The organism is Microvirga sp. 2YAF29, assembly GCF_052114605.1.
Classification (GTDB): domain Bacteria; phylum Pseudomonadota; class Alphaproteobacteria; order Rhizobiales; family Beijerinckiaceae; genus Microvirga.
In genome coordinates, this window is the sequence record NZ_JBFRFB010000001.1 from 80948 (window position 1) to 106760 (window position 25813).

General features: G+C 61.1%; 24 protein-coding genes and 2 tRNA genes. 19 read left to right on the top strand and 7 right to left on the bottom strand.

Features of this window, described 5'->3' with window-relative positions:
• Positions 1 to 30: 30 nt before the first annotated feature.
• On the top strand, positions 31 to 759 hold the full coding sequence (locus tag AB4Y85_RS00360; RefSeq protein ID WP_441982865.1) for a glycosyltransferase family 2 protein: 729 nt from the start codon (positions 31 to 33) through the stop codon (positions 757 to 759).
• Positions 759 to 1100: a lipid-A-disaccharide synthase N-terminal domain-containing protein gene (locus AB4Y85_RS00365; protein WP_441982866.1), complete on the top strand. Its 342-nt coding sequence runs from the start codon at positions 759 to 761 to the stop codon at positions 1098 to 1100. Before AB4Y85_RS00360 ends, AB4Y85_RS00365 begins: the two co-directional genes overlap by 1 nt.
• Before the next feature lie 88 nt (positions 1101 to 1188).
• Here AB4Y85_RS00365 and metC read toward each other — a convergent pair whose 3' ends face one another.
• Entirely contained in the window at positions 1189 to 2373 is a 1185-nt protein-coding gene (gene metC / locus AB4Y85_RS00370; protein ID WP_441982867.1) for a cystathionine beta-lyase, read from the bottom strand.
• A 228-nt stretch (positions 2374 to 2601) separates the two neighbouring features.
• Here metC and AB4Y85_RS00375 point away from each other — a divergent pair, with 228 nt between their 5' ends.
• From AB4Y85_RS00375 to AB4Y85_RS00390, 4 genes are all read left to right on the top strand, one after another.
• Positions 2602 to 3621, top strand: coding sequence for an amino acid ABC transporter substrate-binding protein (locus AB4Y85_RS00375; RefSeq protein ID WP_441982868.1), 1020 nt, complete (start codon positions 2602 to 2604; stop codon positions 3619 to 3621).
• Positions 3622 to 3765: 144 nt separating this feature from the next.
• Positions 3766 to 4968 carry an amino acid ABC transporter permease gene (locus AB4Y85_RS00380; protein WP_441982869.1) on the top strand — a complete coding sequence of 401 codons (1203 nt, stop codon included), beginning with the start codon at positions 3766 to 3768 and terminating at the stop codon, positions 4966 to 4968.
• 9 nt (positions 4969 to 4977) lie between these two features.
• Complete coding sequence (locus tag AB4Y85_RS00385) at positions 4978 to 6297, top strand: amino acid ABC transporter permease (RefSeq protein WP_441982870.1); 1320 nt, start codon at positions 4978 to 4980, stop codon at positions 6295 to 6297.
• A gap of 6 nt (positions 6298 to 6303) precedes the next feature.
• Positions 6304 to 7092 (top strand): amino acid ABC transporter ATP-binding protein, encoded by a 789-nt coding sequence (locus AB4Y85_RS00390; protein ID WP_441982871.1) that lies wholly within the window; start codon positions 6304 to 6306, stop codon positions 7090 to 7092.
• A 113-nt stretch (positions 7093 to 7205) separates the two neighbouring features.
• Here the strand turns inward: AB4Y85_RS00390 and sseA are convergent, their stop codons facing one another.
• From sseA to AB4Y85_RS00410, 4 genes are all read right to left on the bottom strand, one after another.
• On the bottom strand, positions 7206 to 8060 hold the full coding sequence (gene sseA, locus AB4Y85_RS00395; protein WP_441982872.1) for a 3-mercaptopyruvate sulfurtransferase: 855 nt from the start codon (positions 8058 to 8060) through the stop codon (positions 7206 to 7208).
• A 41-nt stretch (positions 8061 to 8101) separates the two neighbouring features.
• Positions 8102 to 8824, bottom strand: coding sequence for an alanyl-tRNA editing protein (locus AB4Y85_RS00400; protein WP_441982873.1), 723 nt, complete (start codon positions 8822 to 8824; stop codon positions 8102 to 8104).
• A gap of 57 nt (positions 8825 to 8881) precedes the next feature.
• The gene (locus AB4Y85_RS00405; RefSeq protein WP_441982874.1) at positions 8882 to 10405 is read right to left on the bottom strand and encodes a cryptochrome/photolyase family protein; all 1524 of its coding nucleotides are present in this window, start codon (positions 10403 to 10405) and stop codon (positions 8882 to 8884) included.
• A gap of 78 nt (positions 10406 to 10483) precedes the next feature.
• Positions 10484 to 10558, bottom strand: a tRNA-Asn gene (locus AB4Y85_RS00410).
• Positions 10559 to 10755: 197 nt separating this feature from the next.
• Between AB4Y85_RS00410 and AB4Y85_RS00415 the strand changes: the two genes are divergently transcribed.
• The 6 genes from AB4Y85_RS00415 to AB4Y85_RS00440 all read left to right on the top strand — a co-directional run bounded on the left by AB4Y85_RS00415 (position 10756) and on the right by AB4Y85_RS00440 (position 17295).
• Positions 10756 to 10829 (top strand) — tRNA-Cys (locus AB4Y85_RS00415).
• A gap of 24 nt (positions 10830 to 10853) precedes the next feature.
• A complete protein-coding gene (locus tag AB4Y85_RS00420; RefSeq protein ID WP_441982875.1) occupies positions 10854 to 11516 on the top strand; it encodes a protein-L-isoaspartate O-methyltransferase family protein in 663 nt (220 codons plus the stop codon).
• Positions 11517 to 11749: 233 nt separating this feature from the next.
• The gene (locus AB4Y85_RS00425) at positions 11750 to 13132 is read left to right on the top strand and encodes a TolC family outer membrane protein (RefSeq protein WP_441982876.1); all 1383 of its coding nucleotides are present in this window, start codon (positions 11750 to 11752) and stop codon (positions 13130 to 13132) included.
• A 378-nt stretch (positions 13133 to 13510) separates the two neighbouring features.
• Positions 13511 to 13789: a PopZ family protein gene (locus tag AB4Y85_RS00430; protein WP_441983220.1), complete on the top strand. Its 279-nt coding sequence runs from the start codon at positions 13511 to 13513 to the stop codon at positions 13787 to 13789.
• 99 nt (positions 13790 to 13888) lie between these two features.
• Positions 13889 to 16597, top strand: coding sequence for a valine--tRNA ligase (locus AB4Y85_RS00435; RefSeq protein ID WP_441982877.1), 2709 nt, complete (start codon positions 13889 to 13891; stop codon positions 16595 to 16597).
• The gene (locus AB4Y85_RS00440) at positions 16594 to 17295 is read left to right on the top strand and encodes a DUF2459 domain-containing protein (protein ID WP_441982878.1); all 702 of its coding nucleotides are present in this window, start codon (positions 16594 to 16596) and stop codon (positions 17293 to 17295) included. Before AB4Y85_RS00435 ends, AB4Y85_RS00440 begins: the two co-directional genes overlap by 4 nt.
• Here the strand turns inward: AB4Y85_RS00440 and AB4Y85_RS00445 are convergent.
• Entirely contained in the window at positions 17292 to 18638 is a 1347-nt protein-coding gene (locus AB4Y85_RS00445) for an Nramp family divalent metal transporter (RefSeq protein ID WP_441982879.1), read from the bottom strand. The two genes, AB4Y85_RS00440 and AB4Y85_RS00445, sit on opposite strands and share 4 nt — an antisense overlap.
• Before the next feature lie 265 nt (positions 18639 to 18903).
• On the opposite strand from AB4Y85_RS00445, the gene AB4Y85_RS00450 reads away from it, so the two are divergent.
• The 5 genes from AB4Y85_RS00450 to AB4Y85_RS00470 all read left to right on the top strand — a co-directional run bounded on the left by AB4Y85_RS00450 (position 18904) and on the right by AB4Y85_RS00470 (position 22918).
• A complete protein-coding gene (locus AB4Y85_RS00450; protein ID WP_441982880.1) occupies positions 18904 to 20883 on the top strand; it encodes an acetyl/propionyl/methylcrotonyl-CoA carboxylase subunit alpha in 1980 nt (659 codons plus the stop codon).
• 55 nt (positions 20884 to 20938) lie between these two features.
• Complete coding sequence (locus AB4Y85_RS00455) at positions 20939 to 21376, top strand: DUF1489 family protein (protein ID WP_441982881.1); 438 nt, start codon at positions 20939 to 20941, stop codon at positions 21374 to 21376.
• 94 nt (positions 21377 to 21470) lie between these two features.
• On the top strand, positions 21471 to 21647 hold the full coding sequence (locus tag AB4Y85_RS00460) for a hypothetical protein (protein ID WP_441982882.1): 177 nt from the start codon (positions 21471 to 21473) through the stop codon (positions 21645 to 21647).
• Positions 21648 to 21727: 80 nt separating this feature from the next.
• Entirely contained in the window at positions 21728 to 22084 is a 357-nt protein-coding gene (locus AB4Y85_RS00465) for a hypothetical protein (protein WP_441982883.1), read from the top strand.
• Positions 22085 to 22207: 123 nt separating this feature from the next.
• Positions 22208 to 22918, top strand: a complete 711-nt coding sequence (locus tag AB4Y85_RS00470) for a DnaJ domain-containing protein (RefSeq protein ID WP_441982884.1) — start codon at positions 22208 to 22210, stop codon at positions 22916 to 22918.
• A gap of 96 nt (positions 22919 to 23014) precedes the next feature.
• Here AB4Y85_RS00470 and AB4Y85_RS00475 read toward each other — a convergent pair whose 3' ends face one another.
• Positions 23015 to 24463: an SPOR domain-containing protein gene (locus tag AB4Y85_RS00475; RefSeq protein ID WP_441982885.1), complete on the bottom strand. Its 1449-nt coding sequence runs from the start codon at positions 24461 to 24463 to the stop codon at positions 23015 to 23017.
• 359 nt (positions 24464 to 24822) lie between these two features.
• On the opposite strand from AB4Y85_RS00475, the gene AB4Y85_RS00480 reads away from it, so the two are divergent.
• Positions 24823 to 25155, top strand: coding sequence for a phasin family protein (locus tag AB4Y85_RS00480; protein WP_441982886.1), 333 nt, complete (start codon positions 24823 to 24825; stop codon positions 25153 to 25155).
• Positions 25156 to 25420: 265 nt separating this feature from the next.
• Positions 25421 to 25813, top strand: coding sequence for an ATP-dependent Clp protease adapter ClpS (clpS, locus tag AB4Y85_RS00485; protein ID WP_441982887.1), 393 nt, complete (start codon positions 25421 to 25423; stop codon positions 25811 to 25813).

Genomic DNA, 25813 nt, shown 5'->3' on the forward strand with positions numbered 1-25813 from the left:
AGAGGTGGGTCTCTCAGGGCCCCTGAACGTATGACTGAACTCTCTCCGGTCCCGCGCATCAGCGTCGTGGTGCCCGTCAAGAACGAAGCCTTGAACATCCTTCCGCTTGTGGAGGAGATCGAGCGCGCTTGTGTTCCCCTTGCGCCGTTCGAACTCATCTATGTGGACGACGGCTCCACAGATGCGACGGCGGAGCAGATTGCAAATGCCCGCACCACGCGTCCCTGGCTTCGTCTCGTTCGGCATCAGTCGAGCTGCGGGCAGAGCGCCGCGGTGCGCAGCGGCGTGAAGACTGCTCGCGCTCCCATCATCGTGACGCTGGACGGCGATGGCCAGAACGATCCCGCTTTCATCCCGCAACTGGTGGCCGCTCTCGACGATCCGTCCGTCGGCCTCGCGGCAGGCCAGCGCCTTGCCCGCAAAGGAGCCGCCAAGCGCTGGCAGTCGCGCATCGCCAATGGCGTGCGTGGACGTGTTCTGAAGGACGGTACGCGGGACACGGGCTGCGGCCTCAAGGCCTTCCGCCGCGACGTTTATATGAGCCTGCCGTATTTCGACGCCCTGCATCGCTTCATGCCGGCGCTCGTCAAGCGCGAAGGCTACCGTATCGCCCATGTGGACGTGGTCGACCGGCCGCGACATGCGGGCCAGTCCAATTACGGCCTCTTCGACCGGCTGTGGGTCGGTATTCTCGATCTCGCCGGCGTGTGGTGGCTGATCCGCCGCCGGCGCCTGCCCGTCATTCAGGAAACCCTCTGATGCTGATGCGTCTGTCCCACGATATCGGTTTGATCTTTTACGATATCGTTATTGCCCGTTTCGACATCTGGGCGGCCTTTGGCGTGCTGGCGCAATTCGTCTTCGGTGCCCGCTTCATCGTGCAATGGATCGCAAGCGAAAAAGCGGAAAAAAGTGTCATTCCGATGGGCTTCTGGGTGCTGTCCATCGTGGGGGGATTGATGACGCTGGTTTACGGATTCATCCGGCGTGACATCGTCATCATCCTTCCTCAACTCTTGTCGATCTTCATCTATATTCGCAATCTCATGCTGATCGCGAAAGAGAAGCGGCGGGTGGCAGAGGCTGATCTGCCGACTTAGAGTCGATTTCAACTCATGAAATCGACTCTAAATTCTTGGCCGCCGCATTTTTTGACGGCGAACCGGATCCACTTCGCCGAAAAATGCTCTAATCGCTCTCCCGCAGGCGCCTGAACCCCGCATCGAGGTCGCGCTTGAGATCGTCCAGATCCTCGAGGCCGATGTGGAAGCGCAAGGATGGACCGCCTGGCGCCCAAGTCGTCGCCGTCCGATAGGTCGAGCAGTCGAAGGGGATCACGAGGCTCTCGAATCCGCCCCAGGAATAGCCCATCCCGAAAAGGGACAGCCCGTCGAGCATGGCAGCCAGCGCCTTGTTCGAGAAGGGCTTGAGGATAACCGAGAACAATCCCGACGAGCCCTTGAAGTCCCGCTTCCAGATCTCGTGCCCGCGATAGGTTTCGAGGGCCGGGTGCAGAACCTGAGCCACTTCCGGACGCTCCGCCAGCCAGCGGGCCATCTCCAGCGCCTGCTTCTCATGCTCCCGAAGCCGGAGCGCCAGGGTGCGCAGGCCTCTCAGCCCCAGGAACACGTCCTCCGGTCCGGGGCACATGGCATAGGCATCGTAGGTGGCGCGCAGGTCCTTGAAGCAGCGCTCATTGGCCGAGACCAGTCCAAGCAGCAGGTCCGAACCGCCGCTGAGATATTTGGTGCCGGCCTCGATAGCGATGTCGACGCCGCGCTCGTGGGGCGGGAAGAGCAGGGGGGTGGCCCAGGTATTGTCCATGAGCACGACCGCGCCATGACGGTGCGCCACTTCGGCTATGGCTGGAACGTCCTGCATTTCAAGAGATTGCGAACCGGGAGCTTCCGTAAAGACAGCAGTGGTGTTCGAGCGCATCAGGCTCTCGATTCCAACGCCGATGGATGGATCGTAATAGGTTGTTTCCACACCAAATTTCTTGAGGATTCCGTGGCAGAACTGACGTGTCGGCAGGTAGACCGAATCCGTCATCAGCAGGTGATCGCCCGCCTTGAGGCAGGACATCAAAGCTACCGTAACGGCAGCGAGCCCCGAGGGAGCCAGCACCGTTCCCGCCGCACCGGCGAGTTGCGACCAGGCCTTTTCCAGCGAATCCGTCGTCGGAGTCCCTTTCGTTCCATAGGAATACCGCCCGCGCCGATGCAGAAGATCGTCGGTCGTGGGGTAGAGAACCGTGGAGCCGCGATAGATCGGTGTGTTGATGAAACCGTGCTGTTCAAAAGGGTCTCGGCCCGCATGAACGAGGAGGGTACGTTCCGCTAGGTTGGTAGGCTTCGGGGGGAGTTTGGACATGGGCTCAAGGGCTTGCTGGAGGGGCCTTGATCTGAGGCCGGAGCGAGGTTGGCGTCAACCCTCCTGCCAAAAAGCCATCCATCAAGACTTGACCGGTGATCAATCATGGAATGTGATGGATCCCGATGCCGCTTCGAACCGATGCGGCGCGGAACGGTCTGACCGTGGCTCGGCTGGGGGTAAAAATAACTAGCGGGCCGAATTGTACTATTGGGAGAATATACCAGCATGAAAAAGGCTCTCGTAGCGATTGCCTTCGGCCTGACGGCAAGCGTGCTCGCCACAGGCGCTTCCGCCCAGGCGACGCTGAACAGCGTCAAGCAGAAGGGCTTTCTGACCTGCGGCTCGAACACCGGCCTCGCCGGCTTCGGCTTGCCTGACGCCCAAGGTGGGTGGACCGGTCTCGACGTGGATCTCTGCCGCGCCGTGGCTGCAGCGATCTTCGACGATCCGAGCAAGGTGCGCTACATTCCGCTCGCCGCCAAGGACCGCTTCACGGCGCTCCAGTCGGGCGAAGTGGACGTGCTGTCCCGCAACTCGACCATGACGATGTCGCGCGATACGCAGCTCGGCCTCGACTTCCCGGCTATCAACTACTTTGACGGCCAGGGCTTCATGGTCCGCAAGAAGCTCGGCGTTTCCTCCGCCAAGGAGTTGAACGGCGCTTCGATCTGCACTCAGCAGGGCACCACCACCGAGCTCAACCTCGCCGACTACTTCCGTGCCAACAACATGAAGTACGAAGTCGTGGCCTTCGCGACCTCAGACGAAACCTTCAAGGCTTATGACGCCGGCCGCTGCGACGCGTTCACCACGGACGCCTCGGGCCTCTATGCCGAGCGCCTGCGCGCCTCCGCTCCGGACGACCATATCGTTCTGCCGGAAATCATCTCCAAGGAGCCGCTTGGCCCGGCAGTCCGCCACGGCGACAACCAGTGGGGCGATATCATCCGCTGGACGCACATGGCCATGCTGAACGCTGAAGAGCTCGGCGTGACGAAGGCCAATGTCGACCAGATGAAGACCTCCGACAACCCGGAGATCAAGCGTCTGCTCGGCACCGAGGGCAAGTACGGCGAGGCTATCGGCCTGACGAACGATTGGGCCGTGCGCATCGTCAAGCACGTGGGCAATTACGGCGAAAGCTTCGAGAAGAACGTCGGCGAAGGCTCCAAGCTGAAGATCAAGCGCGGCCAGAACGCTCTCTGGACCAAGGGCGGCCTGCAATACGGCATCCCGATCCGCTAAGCGAACCGAAAACAGGGCGCCCGGACATTTCGGGCGCCCTTCTCGAACAATAAAAAATGCCGCCAGTTCATGGCAGACCGACACTTGCATGAACATGGGAGGACGGCACACAAAAAGAAGCCAGCCGTCAGAGGATTCAGTTCAGTGCAGACCGCTGTCAGTCAGACATCACCCCCCAAAAAATCGTTTCTCTACGATCCAAAGGTTCGTGGGCTTTTCTTCCAGATTCTTCTCGTCTTCTTCGTCGTCGCACTTTTCTATTTCGCTGCTTCGAATGCGATTGAAAATCTTCAGCGCGCGAAGATCGCATCGGGCTTCGGCTTCCTCGAAAACACCGCCGGCTTCGACATCAGCCAGTCGCTGATCCAGTTCAGCGCGGCAGGCTCGACCTACGGCGACGCCTTCATCGTCGGTCTGCTCAATACACTGATCGTGTCGGCCATCGGCATCTTCTTCACGACGATTCTCGGCTTCCTCATCGGCATTGCCCGTCTGTCCAAGAACTGGATGGTGGCGAAGGTCGCCATGGTCTATGTCGAGACCCTGCGCAACATCCCCCTCCTGGTGCAGCTGCTGTTCTGGTACATCGCGGTTCTCGGGCCGCTGCCGCAGCCGCGCAGCTCACTCGAACTGGGCGCTGGATTCTTCATCAATTCGCGCGGCCTCTTCATGCCGCGTCCGCTCTACGCTTCGGATATCTGGGCCGTCTTGATCGCTCTCGCCATCGGCATCGTCGGCAGCCTCATCTATCGCCGCCGGGCCAAGGCCGAGCAGGTGCGCACCGGCAAGCAATCGCCCATCTTCCTTGTCACTCTGGGGCTCGTCATTGGTCTGCCTGTGCTGACCTGGATCGTCCTCGCAATCGTGGGTGCCAATCCCATTACCTTCGAAGTTCCGGAGAAGGGCACCTTTAACCTGCGCGGCGGCATGCAGATCCTGCCCGAGTTCGTGGCGCTGCTTCTCGGCCTCACCACCTATACGGCGGCCTTCATCGCCGAGGTCGTGCGCGCCGGCATTCTCGCCGTATCTAAGGGGCAGTCGGAGGCCGCAGAATCGCTTGGGTTGAAGGCAGGGCAGACTCTGCGTCTCGTGGTCATCCCACAGGCCATGCGGGTCATCGTTCCGCCGCTCACAAGTCAGTATCTCAACCTCACCAAGAACTCTTCGCTGGCCGTGGCTATCGGGTATCCCGATCTGGTTCAGGTTTTCATGGGGACGGTTCTGAACCAGACCGGTCAGGCTATCGAAGTCGTCGTCATCACCATGGCGGTCTATCTCACGATCAGCCTGCTGACCTCCGGCATCATGAACATCTATAATCGCCGCGTGGCGATCGTCGAACGGTAAGGACATCCTATGAGCACTACCGTCGATATGCCCCGTTTCGTCCAGGCTAAGCAGGTGGAAGCGCTGCCGCCTCCCAACCTCGCGCGCGGCCCTATAGCCTGGGTCCGGGAGAACCTGTTCTCGGGTCCGTTCAACACCCTGCTGACGCTCGTCGTCTTCTATCTGCTCTACGTGTCCGTTCCGCCGCTGGTGAAATTCCTCTTCATCGACGCGGTCTGGACCGGCACGGACCGCGCGGCCTGCCGCGCCGATATGGGCGGCAGCGAGACCGGCGCCTGCTGGGCCTTCATCCATGAGAAGCTCGGTTACTTCACCTACGGCTCCTATCCGGTGCCCGAGCGGTGGAGGGTCAATGGGTTCTTCGTGCTGCTGGCGCTGGGCGTTGGCTGGCTCCTTTGGCTCAAGGCTCCCCGCCGCGACTTCGGCGCAGCCTACTTCTTCTGGCTGTTCCCGGTCTTCTCCTACATCCTGCTGACCGGCGGCGATGCGGATTTCAGCACCGGGTTCTGGATCTTCTTCGCGATCTGCTCCGCTCTGCTGCTTGCGGTATTCGCTCTCGTTGCAACGCTCCTGAAGGCGCCGTTGAAGCCGGCCCTTATCCTCGGCGGCGGCATTGTCGGCGTGATCGGCGTGACCCTTGCTCTGGTGGAGATCGATTGGGGCCTGACCCCGGTGCCGACCTCCCTATGGGGCGGCATCCTCGTCACCCTTCTGGTGGCAACGGTCGGCATCGTGGTCTCGCTGCCTTTCGGCATCCTGCTGGCGCTCGGGCGCCGTTCCAGGCTGCCGATCGTGCGGATGGCGTCGGTGATCTTCATCGAGTTCGTGCGCGGTGTGCCGCTGATCACGGTGCTCATCATGGCCAACACCATGCTGCCGCTGTTCCTGCCCGGCGACATCACGGTGGATCGCCTCCTGCGGCCGCTCATCGGCACCGCGATCTTCGCCTCCGCCTACATGGCCGAGGTGGTGCGTGGCGGTCTCCAGGCCATGCCGAAGGGGCAGTATGAGGGAGCGATGTCGCTTGGCCTCAACTATCCGCAGATGATGATCCTGATCATTCTTCCGCAGGCTCTGCGGATCGTGATCCCTGGCATCGTGAACACCTTCATCGGCCTGTTCAAGGATACCTCGCTCGTGGCCATCGTCGGCATCTTCGATCTCGTCAAGACCATCGAGGCATCCCGCATCGATCCCAACTGGGCCGCTCCCAGCATCAGCCTCACGGGTTACGCCTTCGCAGCTCTCTTCTACTTCATCTTCTGCTTCGGCATGTCGCGCTATTCGCTCGGTGTCGAGCGGCGCCTTGCAGCAGGTCAGAAACGGTAAGCATCCATGGCAACGACACTCTCAACCTCACCCGTCCAGCCCGTCGCCGTCGACCCGAAGGCGGAGGCTGCCATCCAACTGATCGATGTGCACAAGTGGTACGGCGAATTCCACGTGCTGCGCGACATCAACCTCAATGTGAGCCGCAGCGAGCGGATCGTGATCTGCGGACCGTCCGGCTCCGGCAAGTCTACGATGATCCGCTGCATCAACCGTCTGGAAGAGCACCAGAAGGGCCGCATCATCGTGGACGGCACCGAGCTGACCAACGACCTTAAGCGCATCGACGAAGTGCGCCGCGAGGTCGGCATGGTGTTCCAGCACTTCAATCTCTTTCCGCATCTCACTATCCTCGAGAACTGCACGCTCGCGCCGATCTGGGTCAAGAAGATGCCCAAGAAGGAAGCGGAAGAGATCGCCATGCATTATCTCACCCGGGTCAAGATTCCCGAGCAGGCGAACAAGTATCCCGGCCAGCTCTCGGGCGGTCAGCAGCAGCGCGTGGCGATTGCCCGCTCGCTCTGCATGAGCCCCAAGATCATGCTGTTCGATGAGCCCACCTCCGCGCTCGATCCGGAGATGGTGAAGGAAGTGCTCGACACCATGGTCGGCCTCGCCGAAGAGGGCATGACCATGCTCTGCGTGACCCACGAAATGGGCTTCGCGCGCCAGGTCGCCGACCGCGTGATCTTCATGGATTACGGACAGATCGTCGAGATGAACACGCCCGACGAGTTCTTCAAGAACCCGCAGCACGAGCGCACCAGGCTTTTCTTGTCTCAGATCCTGCATTAAGTGTGATTTCGGAATGCAAAAGGCCCCGGTTTCGCCGGGGCCTTTTTCGTTGGTGCGGCGACTTCTCGGATCGGGATCACCGGCACAAGGCTGGTGATGACATCGGGTAGCGCCTATTTCTGTTGCGCCGGCCCCGTCGCAACGGGCAGATCGTTCCGGCCCCCCCATTCGGCCCATGAGCCGTCATAGATGGCCTTCGCCTGCCGTCCCGTCGTCTCCAATGCCAGCGACACAAGCGCCGCCGAAACGCCGGAGCCGCAGGTCGTAATCACCGGCTTCTCAGGATCGATACCGGCTTCTTTCAATGCCTCTTCCAGAAGCGCTTTGTCCTTCAACCGGCCATTCTCGACGAGTGCGTTGAAGGGAAGATTGAGGCTTCCCGGGATGTGGCCGGAGCGCAGGCCCGGGCGCGGCTCGGGCGCTTCGCCCCTGAAACGCTCGGCGGGGCGGGCATCGACGACCTGGGCGGTCTTCGCGCTCAAAGCTGTCTGGACCGCCGATGCATCCGCGACCACGGACGGGTCGAATTTGGGCTTGAACACGCGCGGCTCTCGCGGCTGCTGAGGGCCGGCCTCGATCGGGCGTCCCTCGCTTTTCCAGGCCGGGAAGCCGCCTTCTAGAATCGAGACGTTACGTGCGCCGAACACGCGGAAGGTCCAGCGGACTCGCGCTGCCGCGAACAGGCCGGAGCCGTCATAGACGACGATAGCCATGTTCTCGTCGATGCCCATCGCACCGACAATTTTCGCGAACTCATCCGGCGACGGCAGCATATGGGGCAGGGACGAGGATTTGTCCCTGATCGCGTCGATATCGAAACGCACGGCGCCCGGAATGTGGCCGGCCTGAAACTCTTCCTCGGCATTGCGGTTCTGCGTCGGCAGATACCAGGAGCCGTCGACGATCACGACATTCGGGTCGTCCAGGTGCTGCTGCAGCCGCGCGGTGGAGACGAAGGTCTGAGACATGGAAATACTCCTGGCAGTCTGTTGAGGTGAGAAATAGGGCGTCAGCCGGCAAGCGATAGGCGCACGCGCCGGTTCTGCTCGCCCTTTTTCTCGATATCGGTAATCGCGACCTCGCCGATCTCACCCGTGCGCCGCACATGCGTGCCGCCGCAGGGCTGCAGGTCGATCCCTTCGATCTCGACGAGGCGGACGCGGCCCGAGCCGCGCGGCGGTTGAACCGACATGGTCTTCACAAGACCAGGATTGGCATCGAGTTCCTCATCCGTGATCCAACGGTCGGATACCGGCGCGTCCTGGGCGATCAGGGCGTTGAGCTTTTCCGAGATCTCGGCCTTGTCGAGACCAGCATCGGGGATATCGAAATCCAGCCGCCCATCGCCATCGCCGATGGAACCTCCGGTCACGGGATAAGGCAGGACGACGCTCAGGAGGTGAAGGGCCGTATGAACGCGCATGCGCTTGAAGCGGCGCTCCCAATCGAGCTTCAACTCAACCTCGTCACCAACGGAGAAATGAGCCGCGGCCTCCGGACCGACCAAGTGTACGATCTGCGAACGGTCGGCGCCGTAAACGGTGTTGGACATGGAAAACTCTTTGCCCCCAGACGTGCGGATGGTTCCCACATCACCCGGCTGTCCGCCGCCCTGAGCATAGAACACCGTGCGGTCGAGAATGACGCCGCCCTCAGACATTACGGCGACGACCTTGGAGCGGCAGGATTGGGCATAGGCATCATCGCGAAAGAGAAGATCGGTGGCACTCATCGTCAATCCCGAAAAGCATGAACGGATAGGGATGCTGACCGCTTCCCCCGCGATGGGTCAAGCCACTTCATTGTTCTCATGCGCAAACCCGCGCAGGCTGCGGAATGCCTGGAGCGCACGCTCTCGCGCTGGAGCGTGCGGCACGATGGGGCTGGGATAGGTTTTTCCCATTTCGATTCCAGCGGATGAGAGAATCGCGAAGGGGGCTTCCCACGGTTTGTGGATGAAGGCATCCGGCAACCCCGCAATCTCGGGCACGAAGGTGCGCACATAATCGCCGCTGGAATCGAATTTCTCGCCTTGGGAAACAGGATTGAAAATTCGGTGGAAGGGAGCCGAATCCGGGCCGGAGCCGGCAATCCACTGCCAGCTGAAGGCGTTGTTGGCGGAATCGGCATCGACGAGCGTGTCCCAGAACCATTTTTCGCCGTGCCGCCAATCCGTGAGCAGGTGCTTCACCAGAAACGACGCCGCGATCATCCGCACACGATTATGCATCCATCCGGTGCGCCAGAGCTGGCGCATGCCGGCATCCACGATAGGGTAACCGGTGCGGCCTTCCTGCCAGGCTTTGAGCGCGGTCTTGTCTGAAATCCACGGAAAAGATTCGAAGCGAGGGCTGTGAGATTTCGCCGGGAGATGTGGATAAGTGTGGAGAAGCTGATGGCAGAAATCGCGCCACACCACCTCGCTCAAAAACTTTTCCGCGTGCTGCGCGAGGCCATGATCGTCGGCGAGGCGGTTTTGAACGGCGTGCCAGACTTGTCCAGGGCTGATTTCGCCGAATCTCAGGTGGGGCGAGAGGCGCGAGGTACCCGTTCCCGACGGAATATCCCGGCCTGCTACGTAAGATTCCAACTTGTCATCGAGAAAATCCGCCAGTTTCTTTCTGGCTGCGGCCTCGCCGGGCTTCCAAGTGCGGCAAATCCCACTGGCCCAATCGGGAGAGACTGGTAGGAGACCGAGATCGTCGATGCTGAATGCGGTTTCGAAAATCTCCGAGGACCACGCCCCGGGAACCAGCTTTTTCGGTGCCGGAAGAGGAGGGGCGATGCGCCTCTTCATCACGGCCCTCAGGTAGGGCGTGAAAACCTGAAATGGTTTGCCTGCCTGATTCATGACCTGCCAAGGTTCGTGAAGCAGCCTGCCGTTGAAGCTCCGTGCTTCGATTCCAAGCCCTGCCATCCTTTCCTTAATGGCGGTGTCCACGGCGATCTCGGCGGCGGCGTAGCGGCGATTCCAGTAGATCGCCGAGGCATTCGTCCTGGAAACGATGGTTTCGACGATGCCGGGTGCCTCTCCTCTGAATACGAGCAGGCTGGAGCCAAGCCTCTCCAACGATTCGTTCAGGGCTTTCAAGGAACCATGCAGCCACCAGCGCGCCGCTCCGCCCAAGGGGCGCAGGCCCGGCGATTCTTCGTCGATGATGGCAAAGCAGAGGACGGGTTGTCCGGAGGCAATCGCGGCAGTCAGCGCCGGGTTGTCGCCTAGCCGATGGTCGTCTCGAAACCAAACGAGGGCAGGGGAGGCCAGGCCATTACTCCCAAAGCAGAAATTGTCACGCTTAAGACTATCCAGCATGAAAGGATGTGCGCGCCAAGGGGATGCGCGACATCCGCGGTGCCAGAATGCAATAAGGTGGAAGTTTCTGGGAGAGGTTGGCTCCGGCGGTAGGATTCGAACCTACGACCAACGGATTAACAGTCCGCTGCGCTACCGCTGCGCCACGCCGGAATAAGCCTGCCTCTGAGGGCTGAACCTCTCTCGCCGGGGCTGCCGGAGCAGCTGTCCTCGACGACGGTGCGAGGCATATAACACGGGTTTCGGCGGTTGCAAGTCCCTTGATTGCATCGGATGCCATAAAAGGGGCGTTGCTCTTTGGGAGGGCGCTTGCTATGGAGCGTGCGCCGCGTTCGCGGCACGCCCCGGATGGCCTCGTGGCGGAGTGGTTACGCAGAGGACTGCAAATCCTTGCACCCCGGTTCGATTCCGGGCGAGGCCTCCAAGTCGAATTCTAAAGGCAATCTCCATGGTCGATTTCTCGCAAGCGCGCCGGATGATGGTTGATAGCCAGCTGCGCACTTTCGATGTGAACGACATTGCCCTGCTGGACGCCATGGACAGCGTACCGAGAGAGCTGTTCGTTCTCCCTGGCCGTGAGAGCCTTGCCTATATGGACCAGGACATCCTGGTCAGCGAAGGTGCTGAGCGCCGCTTCATGCTCTCCCCGATGAACCTGGGCCGTATGATTCAGGGGCTCGAGATCGACGCCGGCGAGAAGGTGCTGGATGTAGCCTGCGGCCGTGGCTACGCTTCTGCCGTCTTCGACAAGCTCGGCGCTCAGGTCACGGCCCTCGAATCCGACGCCGATCTCGCTGCCGTCGCCAAGCATAGCTTGGCCGCCGCCGGCGCGAGCCGCGTGAAGATTGAGGCCGGCGCCCTGGACAAGGGCCACCATTCCGGCGGCCCCTACGACGCTATTCTCATCAACGGTTCCGTGGATGTTCGCCCCGATACCCTTCTGCAGCAGCTGGCCGAAGGCGGCCGCCTGGTCTGTGTGAAGGGGCGCGGGCGTTCCGCGCGCGCAACCTTGTACGTGCGGTCCGGTGAGGTCTTTGGCGAGCGTAATCTCTTCGATGCGGCCGCCCCCCTCCTGGCATCTTTCGTCCAGGAGCCTGGCTTCAAGTTCTGAATATCCTACTAAATCCTTAATTTGCATCGGAAATAGTGTCGCTTTTTTGCGCCACTCCTCCGCTAAAATTCAATTGGGCGCACGGCCTTGTTGCCGACTCGTGTGGCATGGTTATTGTTGCGCTTTGAATCGAGCGAGTTCGTGAATCGGCAGCGATCACGGGTGGGCCTCAATCGAAGAAGTCTCTAAGGCAGGTGAGCGTGAACAGGAAGCAATCCAGCAGCAAGTATAGCATGCTCCTTGGAGTCATGGCCTCCGCGTTCATGGTCGCGGGCCCGGGCGGCGTCTCTGCCGAGACCTTGGAAAGCGCCTTGGCCAAGGCCTATGGCAACAACCCCAATCTGAATGCTCAGCGTGCAGGCGTCCGCGCGGTGGACGAGACCGTCGCCCAGGCCAAGTCAGGCTATCGCCCGCAGGTCAATGCGAGCGCCGATATCGGACGCGAATTTTCTCAGTTTGATTCCCGTCAGCCGCCGAGCATTTTTGGCGGCGGTGGTGAGACGATCAGCCGTTCCACGCCGCGTGGCTACGGCATTCAGCTCGACCAATCGATCTTCAATGGGTTTCGGACGGACAATGCTGTTCGCCAAGCCGAGTCGAACGTCCTCGGCTCCCGCGAGAGTTTGAACAATAACGAGCAGGACACCCTGTTCAATGCGGCTTCCTCCTATATGAATGTGCTGCGCGATACGGCCATTCTCGACCTGCAGCGCAACAACGTCGAGGTGATCGACGAGCAGCTGCGCCAAACGCAGGACCGCTTCAATGTGGGCGAGGTGACGCGTACCGACGTGGCGCAGGCCGAATCCCGCCTTGCCGCCTCTCGTTCGCAGGCCAGCCTCGCGGAGGCCAATCTTCGCTCCAGCATCGCCCAGTATCGCCAGTTTATTGGCGTCGAGCCGCAGCAGCTGGCCCCGGGCCGCCCTCTCGACAAGCTCGTGCCGCGCAATGTCGATGCCGCCCTCAAGACCGCCTTCGGCGAGCATCCGGCCATCAAGTCGGCTCAGCATGCGGTTGATGTGGCTGAGTTGCAGGTCAAGATCGAACAAGGTGCTCTCGCGCCTTCACTCGGCGTTCGTGCCACGGTCGCTCAGCGTTACGATGTTCGGGAAACCGGTGACGAATCTCTGAATGCGTCCGCTATCGCGACCCTGTCGGTTCCGATCTACGAAGGCGGTCAAGCCTATTCGGCGACCCGTCAGGCCAAGGAACAGGTCGGCCAGCGCCGCCTGGACGCCGACTGGGTGCGCGACCAGGTGCGTGCTGCCGTCGTTTCGTCCTGGGGTCAGCTCGAGGCGGCTCGCGCGCAGATCCAGGCCGCTCAGGCCCAGATCGACGCAGCCGAAACCGCGCTCAACGGCGTCCGCGAAGAGGCCCGCGTCGGCCAGCGTACAACCTTGGATGTGTTGAACGCGCAGCAGGAATTGCTGAACGCTCGTGTGAACCTCATCACTGCGCAGCGCGACCGTGTGGTTGCCTCTTATGCCGTGGTGCAGGCGATGGGCCGTCTCCATTCGCGTAACCTGGGCCTGGCAGTCAATCACTACAGCCCGAAGGTTCACTACGATCAGGTCAAAGATCTTTGGATCGGCACTTCAACGCCTGATGGTCGTTGATAAGTTTTGGGGCCGGAACTGAAAGGTTCCGGCCCCACTTGTTTTCCATATTGTTGCGTAAAATACTTGAGACGTTCGTAAGAACGCGATTCTAAAACAAATAATATATTGGATGGGGCTATGGGTTCACCGAACCTGAAGGTCAATGAGCCATCGATGGAAGATATTTTAGCTTCCATCCGGCGTATTATCGCCGATGACATGGAGCCGGTGCATGAGCCGGAGGTCCACGTCGCGGCGCCGACTCCTTTGAAGAGCGTTCTCGATATTGCGGAAAGCCATGTCTCGCCGGTTCGCTTCGGTGAGCGCTTCCCGGTGGAGGAGGCGATCGTCTCCGAGGCGGATTCCTTTCAGGAGGAACATTCCGTCTCCATCCTGATGGTGAATTACGAGACCGAGCATCAGGCGTCTGCCAAGTCCTGTGAAAAGAATCCCGAGGGCCTGCTGTCGAACGTGGTCAGCGCCTCGGTGTCGGAGGCTTTCGGCAGGCTCAATGCGGTCGCTCCATCAGCGCAGTCTGCGGTTCAGCCGAAGAGCGTCGAGGACCTGATGGTGGAGCTGCTTCGACCCATGCTGAAGAGCTGGCTAGATCAGAATCTTCCGACCCTGGTCGAGCGGCTGGTTCAGGCGGAAATCGAGCGCGTGACCCGGGGCTGAGCTTAAGATTCGCTCAGCTGAAGTTGACTTCGTCCGTCGTGTCCGGTTTGTAGCCCTCTTGCTTGCGCATTTTAATGCGCCCAAAGGCCGGTATTCATCATGATGGACAAGACGTTCGATCCCGCTTCCGTCGAAGCGCGCATTTCCAACCGTTGGGAAGAGGCCGAGGCCTTCAAGGCCGGACGGCCGGAGCGCCAGGGCGCCGAGCCCTATACCATCGTAATCCCGCCGCCGAACGTAACCGGTTCGCTCCATATGGGGCACGCTCTCAACAACACGATCCAGGACATCCTGTGCCGCTTCGAGCGCATGCGCGGCAAGGATGTGCTCTGGCAGCCGGGCATGGACCATGCCGGCATCGCCACTCAGATGGTGGTCGAGCGCCAGCTCATGGAAAAGCAGATCCACCGCCGCGAGCTTGGACGCGAGGAGTTCATCAACCGCGTCTGGGCGTGGAAAGAGGAATCGGGTGGGCGGATCAAGTCGCAGCTCCAGCGCCTTGGCGCTTCTTGCGACTGGTCGCGCGAGCGCTTCACCATGGATGAGGGCCTGTCTCAGGCCGTTCTCAAGGTTTTCATCGATCTTTATAATCAGGGCCTGATCTACAAGGACAAGCGCCTTGTGAACTGGGATCCCAAATTCCAGACCGCGATCTCCGACCTTGAGGTCATGCAGGTCGAGATCAAGGGCAATCTCTGGCATATCCGCTACGCCATCGAGGGAAGTCCTGACCGCTCCATCACTGTCGCCACGACCCGCCCCGAGACCATGCTGGGCGACGTGGCCGTGGCCGTCCATCCGGAGGATGAGCGTTACAAGGACCTGATCGGCAAGTTCGCAATCCTGCCGCTGGTGGGCCGCCGCATCCCGATTGTGGCTGACGAATATTCCGACCCCGAGAAAGGCACCGGCGCGGTGAAGATCACGCCCGCGCACGATTTCAACGATTTCGAGGTCGGCAAGCGCCACAAGCTGCCGCTCATCAATATCTTCGGCACGGAAGCCCAATTGGCCATCGCCGGCAATGAGGATTTCCTCAATGGTCTCGCGCAGTCCGACGATCTGAAGGCGGTGCTTGCTCTCGACGGTCTCGACCGCTTCGAGGCGCGCAAGCGCATCATCGCCATGCTCGAAGAGCGTGAGATCCTCGTCCAGATCGAGCCGAACGTACACATGGTGCCGCATGGCGACCGCTCGAACGTGGTCATCGAGCCGTATCTCACGGACCAGTGGTATGTGAACGTAAAGCCGCTGGCTGATCGCGGGTTGGCTGCCGTGCGCAGTGGCAAGACCAAGTTCGTGCCCGAGAACTGGGAGAAGACCTACTTCCAGTGGCTCGAGAACATCGAGCCGTGGTGCATTTCGCGCCAGCTCTGGTGGGGTCACCAGATCCCGGCCTGGTACGATGATCAGGGCAACGTGTTCGTCGCGCATTCTGAAGAGGATGCGAAGACCCAGGCACGCGCCAAGCATGGCGCGGATGTCGCATTGAAGCGCGATGAGGACGTGCTCGACACGTGGTTCTCCTCCGCCCTGTGGCCGTTCTCGACCCTCGGCTGGCCGGAGAAGACACCGGAACTCGGCCGCTATTACCCGACCAACACCCTGGTCACGGGCTTCGACATCATCTTCTTCTGGGTCGCCCGGATGATGATGATGGGCCTTCACTTCATGGACGAAGTGCCCTTCGACACTGTCTACATCCACGCCCTCGTCCGCGACGAGAAGGGCGCGAAGATGTCGAAGTCGAAAGGCAACGTCATCGATCCGCTCGACGTGGTCGACCAATATGGCGCTGACGCGCTGCGGATGACGCTGACTTCGATGGCCGCGCAAGGCCGCGACATCAAGCTGTCGGTCCAGCGCGTCGAGAATTACCGCAACTTCTCCACCAAGATCTGGAACGCCGCGCGCTTTGCCGAAATGAACGAGTGCAAGCGTGTCGCGGGCTTCGATCCGAAGGCCGTGAAGGAGACGCTCAACAAGTGGGCGCTCAGCGAATGCGCTAAGGCGATCAACGAAGTCGCCGCCGGCATCCAGGCCTACAAGTTCAACGAGGCGGCGAATGCTGCCTATCGCTTCGTGTGGAACGTGTTCTGCGACTGGACGCTGGAGTTGTCCAAGCCCGTGCTTCAGGGCGCGGATTCGCCTGCCAAGGATGAGACACGCGCGACCATTGCGTTCATTCTCGACGAAATCTGCAAGCTTCTGCATCCCATCATGCCCTTCCTCACGGAGGAGCTGTGGGAGGTGAAAGGGCAGGAAGGTCCGAAGCGTGAGAGCATCCTTGCTCTCAGTTCCTGGTCGAACCTCGACCATCTCATCGATCCGCAGGCCGAGGCCGAGATCGGCTGGGTGGTGGACCTCGTCACCGAGATCCGCTCCGCTCGTTCCGAGACGAACGTGCCAGCCGGCGCGCAGATCCCGCTCGCGCTCGTCGCATCCTCTGCCGACGTCAAGGCACGCGCGGAGCGTTGGGGCGATATCGTGAAGCGTCTCGCGCGCATTTCCGACATCTCGTTCGTGGATGCCGCTCCGAAGAGCTCGATCCAGCTCATCATTCGCGGTGAGGTCGCAGCCCTTCCGCTGGAGGGCGTGATCGACCTCGATGCCGAGCGCGCTCGCCTCGCCAAGGAAATCCAGAAGCTCGATGTGGACGTCGGAAAGATCGACGCGAAGCTCGGGAACGCGGATTTCATCAAGCGCGCGCCGGAAGAGGTCGTCGATGAGCAGCGCGAGCGCCGCGATGACGCACTTGCCCGCAAGAGCAAGATGGAAGAGGCGCTGAGCCGCCTCAAGGATGCGTGAGACGCATTCTGACAACAATCGGGAAGGGCCTCGCGGCCCTTCTTTTTGTTTGCGCCGTTGCTATCGTCGTCACGGCGCGTTCTGGCGATTCAAAACTCTTTCCCGCCAAGGCCGATGCGATTGAGGTTGTTCTCGTCAGCAACGGCTATCACGCCGGTCTTGCCGTGCCGCGCAAAGCGCTGCTGGAGCAGGCGAGCACGCAAGGCCTGCGTTCGTTGATCTCCGTCTCGACCCGCTTCCAGCATTACGGCTGGGTCGAAGTGGGGTGGGGCGATGCCGAGTTCTACCAGAGCACGCCGGCTCCGGGGGATATTCAACTGGGCCTCGCCGCCAAGGCGCTGCTTGGTTTAGGCGAGGGCGCCGTGCTTCATGTCGTCGGGCTGGATCGCGATCCTGAGCAGGTCTTTGCAGGCGCCGGACTCGTGAAGATACGCCTCTCGCCCGAAGGCTTCGCCCGTCTCGCCGCGCGCATGGATGCGGCCTTCGTGAACGGACCCGAGGGGCAGAACGTGGAGCTCGGACCCGGGCTGTACGGCCCGAGCCTGTTCTATCTGGCGAAGGGGCATTTCAGCCTGCTCAATGTCTGCAACCATTGGATCGCTGACCTGCTCGATGCCGCAGGCGTGCCGACCGCTCCCGCCATATCGGTTTTGCCCCATGGGCTGATCGCTGACCTCAAACTTCGCTCGGACCTTTAGCCTATCGCGAAATCCACCAGCAGCTTCACGTTCAGGGCCACGATGATGGCCGCGATGAGGGCTGCGATCACCGTCAGCCAGCGCGGCGTGACCAGATCCCCCATCTTTTCGCGCGAGGCCGTCAGCGTGACCAGCGGGATGACAGCGAAGGGGAGCTGGAGGCTCAGGACCACCTGGCTCAGGATTAGCAGCCTCGCGGTGCCGCTCTCGCCATAGGCGATGGTGACGGCGGCGGCAGGCACGATGGCGATGCCGCGCGTGATGAGGCGGCGCATCCACGGCTGCATCTTGAAATTGATGAAGCCCTCCATGACGATCTGGCCCGCCATGGTCGCCGTCACGGTGGAGTTGAGGCCGCAGCACAGAAGCGACAGGCCGAAGAGCATGGGCGCGATGGCGCTGCCGAGGATCGGCTGGAGCAGAGTATGCGCTTCGCCGAGTTCCGCGATCTCACTTCTTCCGGTGCCGTGAAACGCGGCCGCGGCGAGGATAAGCAAGGAGGCATTGATGGTGAGCGCGAACATCAGAGCAATGGTCGAGTCGAGCGTTGCGAAGCGAAGCGCCTCTCGCCGCTCGGGTAGCGTCTCGCCATAAGCGCGGGTCTGTACGATGCCGGAATGGAGATAGAGGTTATGCGGCATGACCGTCGCACCGAGGATTCCGAGGGCGAGGTAGAGCATGTCAGGATCGGTGATGATCTGTGTCGTCGGCGCGAAGCCCGCGATCACGGCGCCCCAATTCGGGTCCGCCATTGCGATCTGAATGCCGAAGCAGACGGCAATGACGCCGAGCAACGTGATGATGAAAGCCTCGACCCAGCGGAAACCGAGGTTCTGCAGATAAAGGATCAGGAAGACGTCGAGAGCCGTGATGACGACGCCGATTTCCAGAGGAATGCCGAAGAGCAGGTTGAGGCCGATAGCCGTGCCGATGACCTCCGCGAGGTCGGTGGCGCAGATGGCGAGTTCGGCCAGAAGCCACAGACCCCAGGCGACAGGCTTCGAATAGGCGTCCCGGCAGGCCTGGGCGAGGTCACGGCCGGTTGCGACGGCAAGGCGGGCGCAGAGCGATTGCAGGATGATCGCCATGATATTGGAGATCAGCGCCACCGTGAGCAGGGCATAGCCGTATTTCGAGCCGCCCGCAATGGATGTCGCCCAGTTGCCGGGGTCCATATAGCCCACGGCCACCAGATAGCCCGGTCCGAGGAAGGCCGCCGCCCGCCGCCAGGTCGACCCTGGCCGCACCGCGATGGATCGATTGACCTCCGGTAGCGACGGCAAGGCCGAGTTGTGACGCCATGCAGCTTTGCGGACGAGGGAGACAGGAGCGGACTGGTCCATGGGCTCTTTCTGCAGTTGCAAACGATTTGCAAGTAAAAAGTAGCGTGAGAAAGGCGGATCGGCAAGGGGCATATTGCGGAGGCTTACTGAGGAGGCTTGCCGCTGCTTGGCCAAGGGGGATTTGGAGGCAGACTTTGGTCGAGATCGGCTAGGGCGCCTGGAAAGCGTGGGGGCCAAGCGGACTGTTCCGGCGTGACAAGGGGCTCTAGTTTTGCTCTAGCTTTTCACACAAAACCGAACCGCATTCGGATCTGAAGGGATGGCCATGCTCGAAAGTGTCCTCATTGCCAATCGCGGCGAGATCGCGTGCCGGATCATCCGCACGGCCAAAAGTTTGGGCATGCGCACCATCGCGGTCTATTCGGAGGCGGATGCGAATTCTCTCTTCGTCCGGATGGCGGACGAGGCCCATTGCATCGGCCCGGCGCCTGCCCGCGAGAGTTACTTAAGGATCGACGCGATCATCGAGGTTGCCAGGCGAACCAAGGCTGCCTCCATCCATCCCGGCTACGGCTTCCTCTCCGAGCGGGCGGAATTTGCCGAGGCATGCGCCACAAACGGCATCGTCTTCGTGGGACCGCCTGCCTCCGCCATCAAGGCGATGGGCCTGAAGGATGCGGCCAAGGCGCTCGTGCAGCAGGCGGGCGTGCCCGTGGTGCCGGGCTACCATGGCTCGAAGCAGGAGCCCGATTTCCTGCGGCAGAAGGCCTATGAGATTGGCTATCCCGTGCTCATCAAGGCCGTCGCGGGCGGTGGCGGCAAGGGCATGCGGCGGGTGGAGAAGGCGGCGGATTTCGATGCCGCGCTCGAGAGCGCGCAGCGCGAGGCTGCGAGCGCCTTCGGCGATCCGCGCGTGCTGGTGGAGAAGTACATCCTCTCGCCGCGCCATATTGAAATCCAAGTCTTCGCCGATGGACACGGCAACGTCGTGCATCTCTTCGAGCGCGATTGCTCGCTCCAGCGCCGCCACCAGAAGGTAATCGAGGAAGCGCCGGCGCCTGGCATGCCGGATGACATGCGCGAGGTCATGGGACGCGCGGCTGTCGAAGCTGCGCGAGCCGTCGGATATGTAGGAGCCGGTACGGTGGAGTTCATCGCGGATGGCCGCGAGGGGCTTCGTCCCGATAGGTTCTATTTCATGGAGATGAACACCCGGCTTCAGGTCGAGCATCCGGTGACGGAAGCGATTACCGGCCTCGATCTCGTGGAGCTGCAGTTCCGTGCTGCATCAGGCGAGACATTGCCGTTTGCTCAGGACGATCTCATCATCGACGGCCACGCGGTCGAGGCGCGTCTTTACGCGGAAGATCCTGAAAAGGAATTTCTGCCGTCCACCGGCAAGCTCTGGGCTTTGGAGTTCCCGGAGGGCGAGGGCATTCGCATCGACACGGGCGTGGAGACGGGCGCCGAGGTGACGCCGTATTACGATCCGATGATCGCGAAAGTGATCGCGCATGGTGCAACCCGCGATGAAGCGCTGTCGAGACTGGCCGAGGCACTGGGCGAGACGATTGTCGCGGGACCGAAAACCAACACGGCATTTCTCAAGAGGCTGTGCGAGGCGCCGGAGTTCAGGGCAGGGCGGTTCGACACGGGTTTCATCGACCGTAATCTCGACGCGCTTGGTGTCGGCCCGCAGCCGCTCGACGAAGTGGCTGTCTCGTTCGGCGCCGCTGCCTTGACCTCTCGAAAGATCGATCAGTTGCGCATGTCCGAGCATTTAAGGAACGATGAGCCTTCATCGCCGTGGTTGGAACCGGATGGGTTCCAGCTTCTCGGAACGCGCAGCGTCGGCATGCCGGTCCTCGCCGATGGTGAGCGCGTGGAAGCGCGCGAGATATTCAGCGAAGAGCACCCTGGTGTCAGTACGGTTGCTGTTGGCGAGAGCGACCCTTGGGCCGACGAGCGAATTGACCAGGAAGTCGATGCGCCGCACGGCGTTTACATTCTCAAGGGTGGACGCCAGACACTCGTGCAGTTCTACGATCCCTTCGATGTCGATCTCGAGCACATGGATCAAGGCGGCTCGGTGAAGGCTCCGATGCATGGCAAGCTCATCGCCGTGTTCGTGCAGCCGGGCGACAAGGTGGAAAAGGGGCAGCGTCTTGCCATCGTGGAAGCGATGAAGATGGAGCACGTGCTCGTGGCCCCGTCCGATGGCGAGGTTGCTGAGCTCGCCGCCGAGCCGGGTGCGCAGGTTGCCGAGGGCGCGCGCCTCATTGCGCTGAAGGCCAAAGAGGAATAGCACTGCGGCGCATCGCCGGATTTATCATCCACCTTGCGCATGGTTGAACACGGGAATGGCACTTCATCTGATCAAGCTCTGCGTCGGCTGCGACTCCATCACCGATCTGGAGGAATGGATCGAGGAGAACCGTGCGCTTCATCGCCGTCTTGGCCGCGATTTCGAGCAGACGCATACGACGCGCATGGTGCCGAAGCGCGTCGAGGAACTGCTCAATGGCGGCTCGCTGTTCTGGGTGATCAAAGGGCAGGTTGCAGCCAGACAGACGCTTTTGGACGTGCGCCCGTTTACCGATGGTGACGGTATCGGACGCTGCCGTCTCGTGTTGGAGCCGACCGTCGTGCCGGTGGAGCCGCGTCCTTACAGGCCGTTTCAAGGCTGGCGTTATCTCGCGATAAAGGATGCGCCGCGTGATATCGGCGCCTATGGCGGCGACCTTGCCGCGATGCCCGAGGATATGCGAAGGCAATTGGCGGAACTCGGTCTGCTTTAACCTATGTGAATCAGTGGAGGTGCCCATGCGGCTCCCAGCACTTCTCACCCTTTTGATGTTTGCGGCAGGCTCAGCCGCTGCGAAAGAGTGCCGCATGCCCGATTTGCCGCCGGGCGTGCAGGTTCGCGTACCGACGGAATGCCAGGGCATCGTCAAGCAGCGCACGGAAAATAACCGCGTGAAGGCGGCTCCGGGCGCCATCGATCTCGGCAACGGAACCACGGTGCGAATCGGCGGAGGCGTTCGGGTGGAAACCTCCATCCGCCGTTAGACCTTTTTGCTGTGGACCCTCTTGGAACCGCGCTGGCTGGATGCGCATTGGCCTAGCAGTTCAGTTGAGTGGAGGTTCCGATGCTCCTGTCCGCATCCGAAGGCCGGCACTGGCGTTATGAAGTCTGCGAGCATGAGGACGGATATCTCGTCCAGATGCGCGACCTTTCCAATGGTGATCTCGACGAGGAATTCTCCACAATCTTTCGAACTCTGCCGGTAGCCTTCGCTTACGCTGAGATGTCGGCGGCTTACGAGCGCTACGCGGCAAGTGAACTCGAACATGTCGAAGACGCGCAGATCGAGATCGAAGTCGAGACGACCGAGAAACACTTCATCGATCTTAGCGATCGTCTTCACGACTCCGGCATCAACGGTATCGTCATCCAGACCTGGGAGCGCGAGAGCCAGCGCAGCGCCGCCAGAATGCTCCATTAAGGTCAATTGAGGCCTTGAGGGTTTCAAAGCCGGATCTCATGAAGATCCGGCTTTTGTCTATTTTGGCTCTAAAGATTTACATCTGCCCGATCCCGGCCCACATCTTGGGACAGGGATACTCACATGATGCTTCTTTACGGAATTGCCGCCGTGGCTTTGGGCTGGTGGCTACTCAAAGTTTTCGCCCGCTCAGACAGCACTGCCATTGCCAAGGCGGTCAAGGTGGTGGCCGGGGTGGCAGCGTTCGGCGCTGCGGTCTTTCTCGCCGGCAAGGGTCAGATCATGACGGCCTTGATGGTCGGCGGTCTGGGCGCCTGGGCGCTTGGGTGGAAGGGGCTTCCCCTTCCCGGGCCTTTCGGGCGTTTTCAGAAAACGGCAGGGCGTTTCTCCCGTATCCGGTCGGCCATGATCGAAATGGAGATCGACCATTCCACGGGCGGCATCGAGGGCAGCGTTCTGGCGGGCACCTTCGCCGGCCGACGCCTGTCGAGCCTGGATCCTCAGAACCTGCGCCGCCTCCATGAAGAATGCGGCATGCTCGATCCCGAGGGCATTCCCCTCCTAGAGGCTTATCTTGATCGCCGGCTTTCCGGCTGGCGTGAAGACGCTCAGGGAGATCGCGACACGCGGACGCGCACTCATACGCACTCGGGCGTAATGACGAAAGATGAAGCCCACCAGATCCTGGGGCTTAAGCCTGGAGCGAGCGTCGACGAGGTCCGACATGCGCATCGGACGCTGATCAAGAAACTCCATCCCGATCAAGGAGGGACGGCGTATCTCGCTGCTCGCGTCAATCAGGCGAGAGAAGTCCTGTTGGGCCGACATCGCTGATACTCCACGCGCGATTCCGGTTACTTTTTACTGCGGCGGCACGAACACAAAGTGCCGTCGCAGGTAGGATTTAAGCGGCTAGAGATTAAAACTTCGTCAGCCGCGGGAGGCGAAACAGTTCACGCCGCTCTTCTTCAGCTGCTGGCAGGCCTTGGCAGCGGCATCCGCCTCGGAGAAGCCGGAGAAGCGGGCGCGGTACAGGGTGCTGCCGTCAATCGTGACCTTCTCAGTATAGGGCGAGGCCTTGCTGAGGACTTTGCCGAAGCGGCTGCGGGCTGAATCCAGCATGGCCTGTGCCTTAGTCTCGTCGTCCGTGGCGCCGAGCTGAACCACCCAGCCGTCCACAGTCTTCTTGGGTTCGGCCTTCGGAGCCTCGGCCTTGAGCGAGGCCGTCTTCACGGGCTCGGCGGCTTTGGCTTCGACCTTGGCCTGAAGAGCGGCCTTCTGGGATTCCGAGATCTGCGCTGCGGTGGGAGCCTGCAGGGCTGCATAGGCCTGAGCGTTCAGTGGCAGCGGCTCTGGTCCCTTCTGCCAGCGGATATTGCCGGAGGAAGGCGTCGTGGTCGAGCTGGCGCCAGTTGCCGAGGCCACGACCGGGCGCAGGGTATTTAGATCAAGCGGCTTGCGCGCAGGTGTGGCGGGCATCACGGCGGCTTCGGGTGTGGCGGAAGCGACCTGCACGGGCGCAGCCTCGACCTTCGGCTGAACGACAGGGCGCTGAACCGGAGCTTCGGCAACCATGGCAGGCTGAGCGGTGCCTTCGACTACCGGCGGCGCGATGCGGGCGCCGGCATAGGCGCGGGGCAGGTGATCGGCGATCAGGCCGGCCATCTTCTGGTCGCGAGAGGCGCCGGAGCGGCCGCCGAGCACGACGGCGACCACGCTGCGGGTATCCGTATTGACCGAGGTCAGCAGGTTGAAGCCCGAAAGACGGGTATAGCCGGTCTTGATGCCGTCGACGCCGTTGACCTTGCCCAGAAGCCGGTTGTGGCCGCGAATGGTACGCTTGCCGTACTGGAAGGAGCTGGTCTGGAAATAGGCGAAGTATTTGGGGAAACGGTCCTGGATCGCCCGGCCGAGCACGGCCAGGTCACGTGCCGTAGTGATATTCGGCGGTTCATGGGGCAGGCCGTGAGGGTTGTAGAACGCCGTCGAGCTCATGCCGAGCTCGCGCGCCTTGCGCGTCATCATCCGTGCGAAGGCATCCTCGGAGCCGGCGATGTTCTCGGCCACCACCACGGATACGTCGTTGGCGGACAGCGTTACCATGGCCTTGATGGCATCCTCGACCTCGATGGTCGAGCCGGCGCGCACACCGAGCTTGGTCGGGGGCTGGCTCGCGGCATATTCGGAAACGGTCAGCTGGGAATCCGGACGGATACGCCCGCGCTCCATCTGCTCGAACAGCAGGTAGAGGCTCATGACCTTCGTGATGGAGGCCGGGATACGGGGTTCGTCGATATTGTCGCCCTGCAGAACCTTGCCGGTCTTTGCATCGACGACAATGGAGGCGGCGAGGGGATTATAACCGCCTCCCTTGCTCACCTTGCGGCGGGCCGCCTCGGCGGGGGAGGAAAACGCTATCGCGATAGATGTTGCAATACCAATAACCGTCCATGCTGTTCGGCGTACAACTCGTACCGAAGTCATGCTGAAAATTCCCTGTTGAGTTTGGTCTCAGGTCCCCGCGACCGGTGCTCCTGAAGGAGACCGTTGCCGTCGCAACACATGGCTTCACCGTATGGGGATGCGGTTACGAGGGGGTTAATGGACGTGGGCTCCCATGCAAGTCTTATTGTGCGCTGCACAATTATGTTGACAATTATTGTGCAGTGCACATATATTATTGTGTCAGTGATCGCTGGCACATGCTGCCATTAAACGTCTTATTGTCGAGGTTCACAATGCTTCAGCCGTTTGCAAATCTGCAAAAACTTGGCCAGGAAAACCTGGAAGCTACCATCAAGGCTCTGGGCGCTTTTTCGGCCAATGCCCAGGCAATCGCTACCGAGTCGGCGGATTACGCCCGCAAATCGTTCGAGTACAACTCCTCGGTCGTCGAGAAGCTGGCAGGCGCCACGACCCTCGACAAGGCCATTGAGCTGCAATCGTCCTACGTGAAGGGCGCCTATGACAGCCTGGTGGGTCAGTCCACCAAGATGGGCGCGCTCTATACGGCGCTCGCCACGGACACGTTCAAGCCTTTCGAAGGGCTTCTGTCCAAGGCGAAGGCCTGACGTTCCGTCAGACACAGCTTCAGTTTTGAATGAAACGCCCGGCCGCAAAAGCCGGGCGTTTCGCGTTTTTCCGCTCCGTCCGGCTTGGCCGTATTTGTACTGAATGCCGGGAAACAAGATGTCGCCCTTCTCTCAAGCCCTGCGACCACCCATCTGTTGATCTAGCGAACCGAATGGAGCGACTATACATTTGACTCAGGGTGCGTGGCCGGAATTGGCGTGGGCTGCGCGCCAGGGGCCAATAAGAAGAGGTCGGTCGTTTAATATGCTGCGGTTAGCTCAGGACACTTTGATTCCGTCGAAGCGGTATTCCACATCCGCGTCTGGCGGGTCACAGCCCCCTGGTGGCGATGATGATGGACGCTCCAACACGTCGATCATCACAAAAGCCAAGCCGCGCACGAAACGGCCCAACCTTTACCGCGTTCTTCTTTTGAACGACGATTACACCCCGATGGAGTTCGTGGTGCATGTACTGGAGCGGTTCTTCAACAAGAACCGGGAAGACGCGACCAGGATCATGCTTCATGTGCACCAGAACGGTGTCGGGGAATGTGGAGTTTTTACTTACGAAATTGCCGAGACGAAGGTGACGCAGGTGATGGATTTCGCCCGGCAGCACCAGCACCCTCTGCAATGTGTGATGGAAAAGAATTAG

Excerpts from the sequence above, each read along its gene's own strand:
- AB4Y85_RS00360 (WP_441982865.1), top strand. The coding sequence starts at position 31 with ATGACTGAACTCTCTCCGGTCCCGCGCATCAGCGTCGTGGTGCCCGTC.
- AB4Y85_RS00365 (WP_441982866.1), top strand. The coding sequence starts at position 759 with ATGCTGATGCGTCTGTCCCACGATATCGGTTTGATCTTTTACGATATC.
- metC (WP_441982867.1), bottom strand. The coding sequence starts at position 2,373 with ATGTCCAAACTCCCCCCGAAGCCTACCAACCTAGCGGAACGTACCCTC.
- AB4Y85_RS00375 (WP_441982868.1), top strand. The coding sequence starts at position 2,602 with ATGAAAAAGGCTCTCGTAGCGATTGCCTTCGGCCTGACGGCAAGCGTG.
- AB4Y85_RS00385 (WP_441982870.1), top strand. The coding sequence starts at position 4,978 with ATGAGCACTACCGTCGATATGCCCCGTTTCGTCCAGGCTAAGCAGGTG.
- AB4Y85_RS00390 (WP_441982871.1), top strand. The coding sequence starts at position 6,304 with ATGGCAACGACACTCTCAACCTCACCCGTCCAGCCCGTCGCCGTCGAC.
- sseA (WP_441982872.1), bottom strand. The coding sequence starts at position 8,060 with ATGTCTCAGACCTTCGTCTCCACCGCGCGGCTGCAGCAGCACCTGGAC.
- AB4Y85_RS00400 (WP_441982873.1), bottom strand. The coding sequence starts at position 8,824 with ATGAGTGCCACCGATCTTCTCTTTCGCGATGATGCCTATGCCCAATCC.
- AB4Y85_RS00405 (WP_441982874.1), bottom strand. The coding sequence starts at position 10,405 with ATGCTGGATAGTCTTAAGCGTGACAATTTCTGCTTTGGGAGTAATGGC.
- AB4Y85_RS00420 (WP_441982875.1), top strand. The coding sequence starts at position 10,854 with ATGGTCGATTTCTCGCAAGCGCGCCGGATGATGGTTGATAGCCAGCTG.
- AB4Y85_RS00425 (WP_441982876.1), top strand. The coding sequence starts at position 11,750 with ATGCTCCTTGGAGTCATGGCCTCCGCGTTCATGGTCGCGGGCCCGGGC.
- AB4Y85_RS00430 (WP_441983220.1), top strand. The coding sequence starts at position 13,511 with ATGGTGAATTACGAGACCGAGCATCAGGCGTCTGCCAAGTCCTGTGAA.
- AB4Y85_RS00435 (WP_441982877.1), top strand. The coding sequence starts at position 13,889 with ATGATGGACAAGACGTTCGATCCCGCTTCCGTCGAAGCGCGCATTTCC.
- AB4Y85_RS00445 (WP_441982879.1), bottom strand. The coding sequence starts at position 18,638 with ATGGACCAGTCCGCTCCTGTCTCCCTCGTCCGCAAAGCTGCATGGCGT.
- AB4Y85_RS00450 (WP_441982880.1), top strand. The coding sequence starts at position 18,904 with ATGCTCGAAAGTGTCCTCATTGCCAATCGCGGCGAGATCGCGTGCCGG.
- AB4Y85_RS00455 (WP_441982881.1), top strand. The coding sequence starts at position 20,939 with ATGGCACTTCATCTGATCAAGCTCTGCGTCGGCTGCGACTCCATCACC.
- AB4Y85_RS00460 (WP_441982882.1), top strand. The coding sequence starts at position 21,471 with ATGCCCGATTTGCCGCCGGGCGTGCAGGTTCGCGTACCGACGGAATGC.
- AB4Y85_RS00465 (WP_441982883.1), top strand. The coding sequence starts at position 21,728 with ATGCTCCTGTCCGCATCCGAAGGCCGGCACTGGCGTTATGAAGTCTGC.
- AB4Y85_RS00470 (WP_441982884.1), top strand. The coding sequence starts at position 22,208 with ATGATGCTTCTTTACGGAATTGCCGCCGTGGCTTTGGGCTGGTGGCTA.
- AB4Y85_RS00480 (WP_441982886.1), top strand. The coding sequence starts at position 24,823 with ATGCTTCAGCCGTTTGCAAATCTGCAAAAACTTGGCCAGGAAAACCTG.
- clpS (WP_441982887.1), top strand. The coding sequence starts at position 25,421 with ATGCTGCGGTTAGCTCAGGACACTTTGATTCCGTCGAAGCGGTATTCC.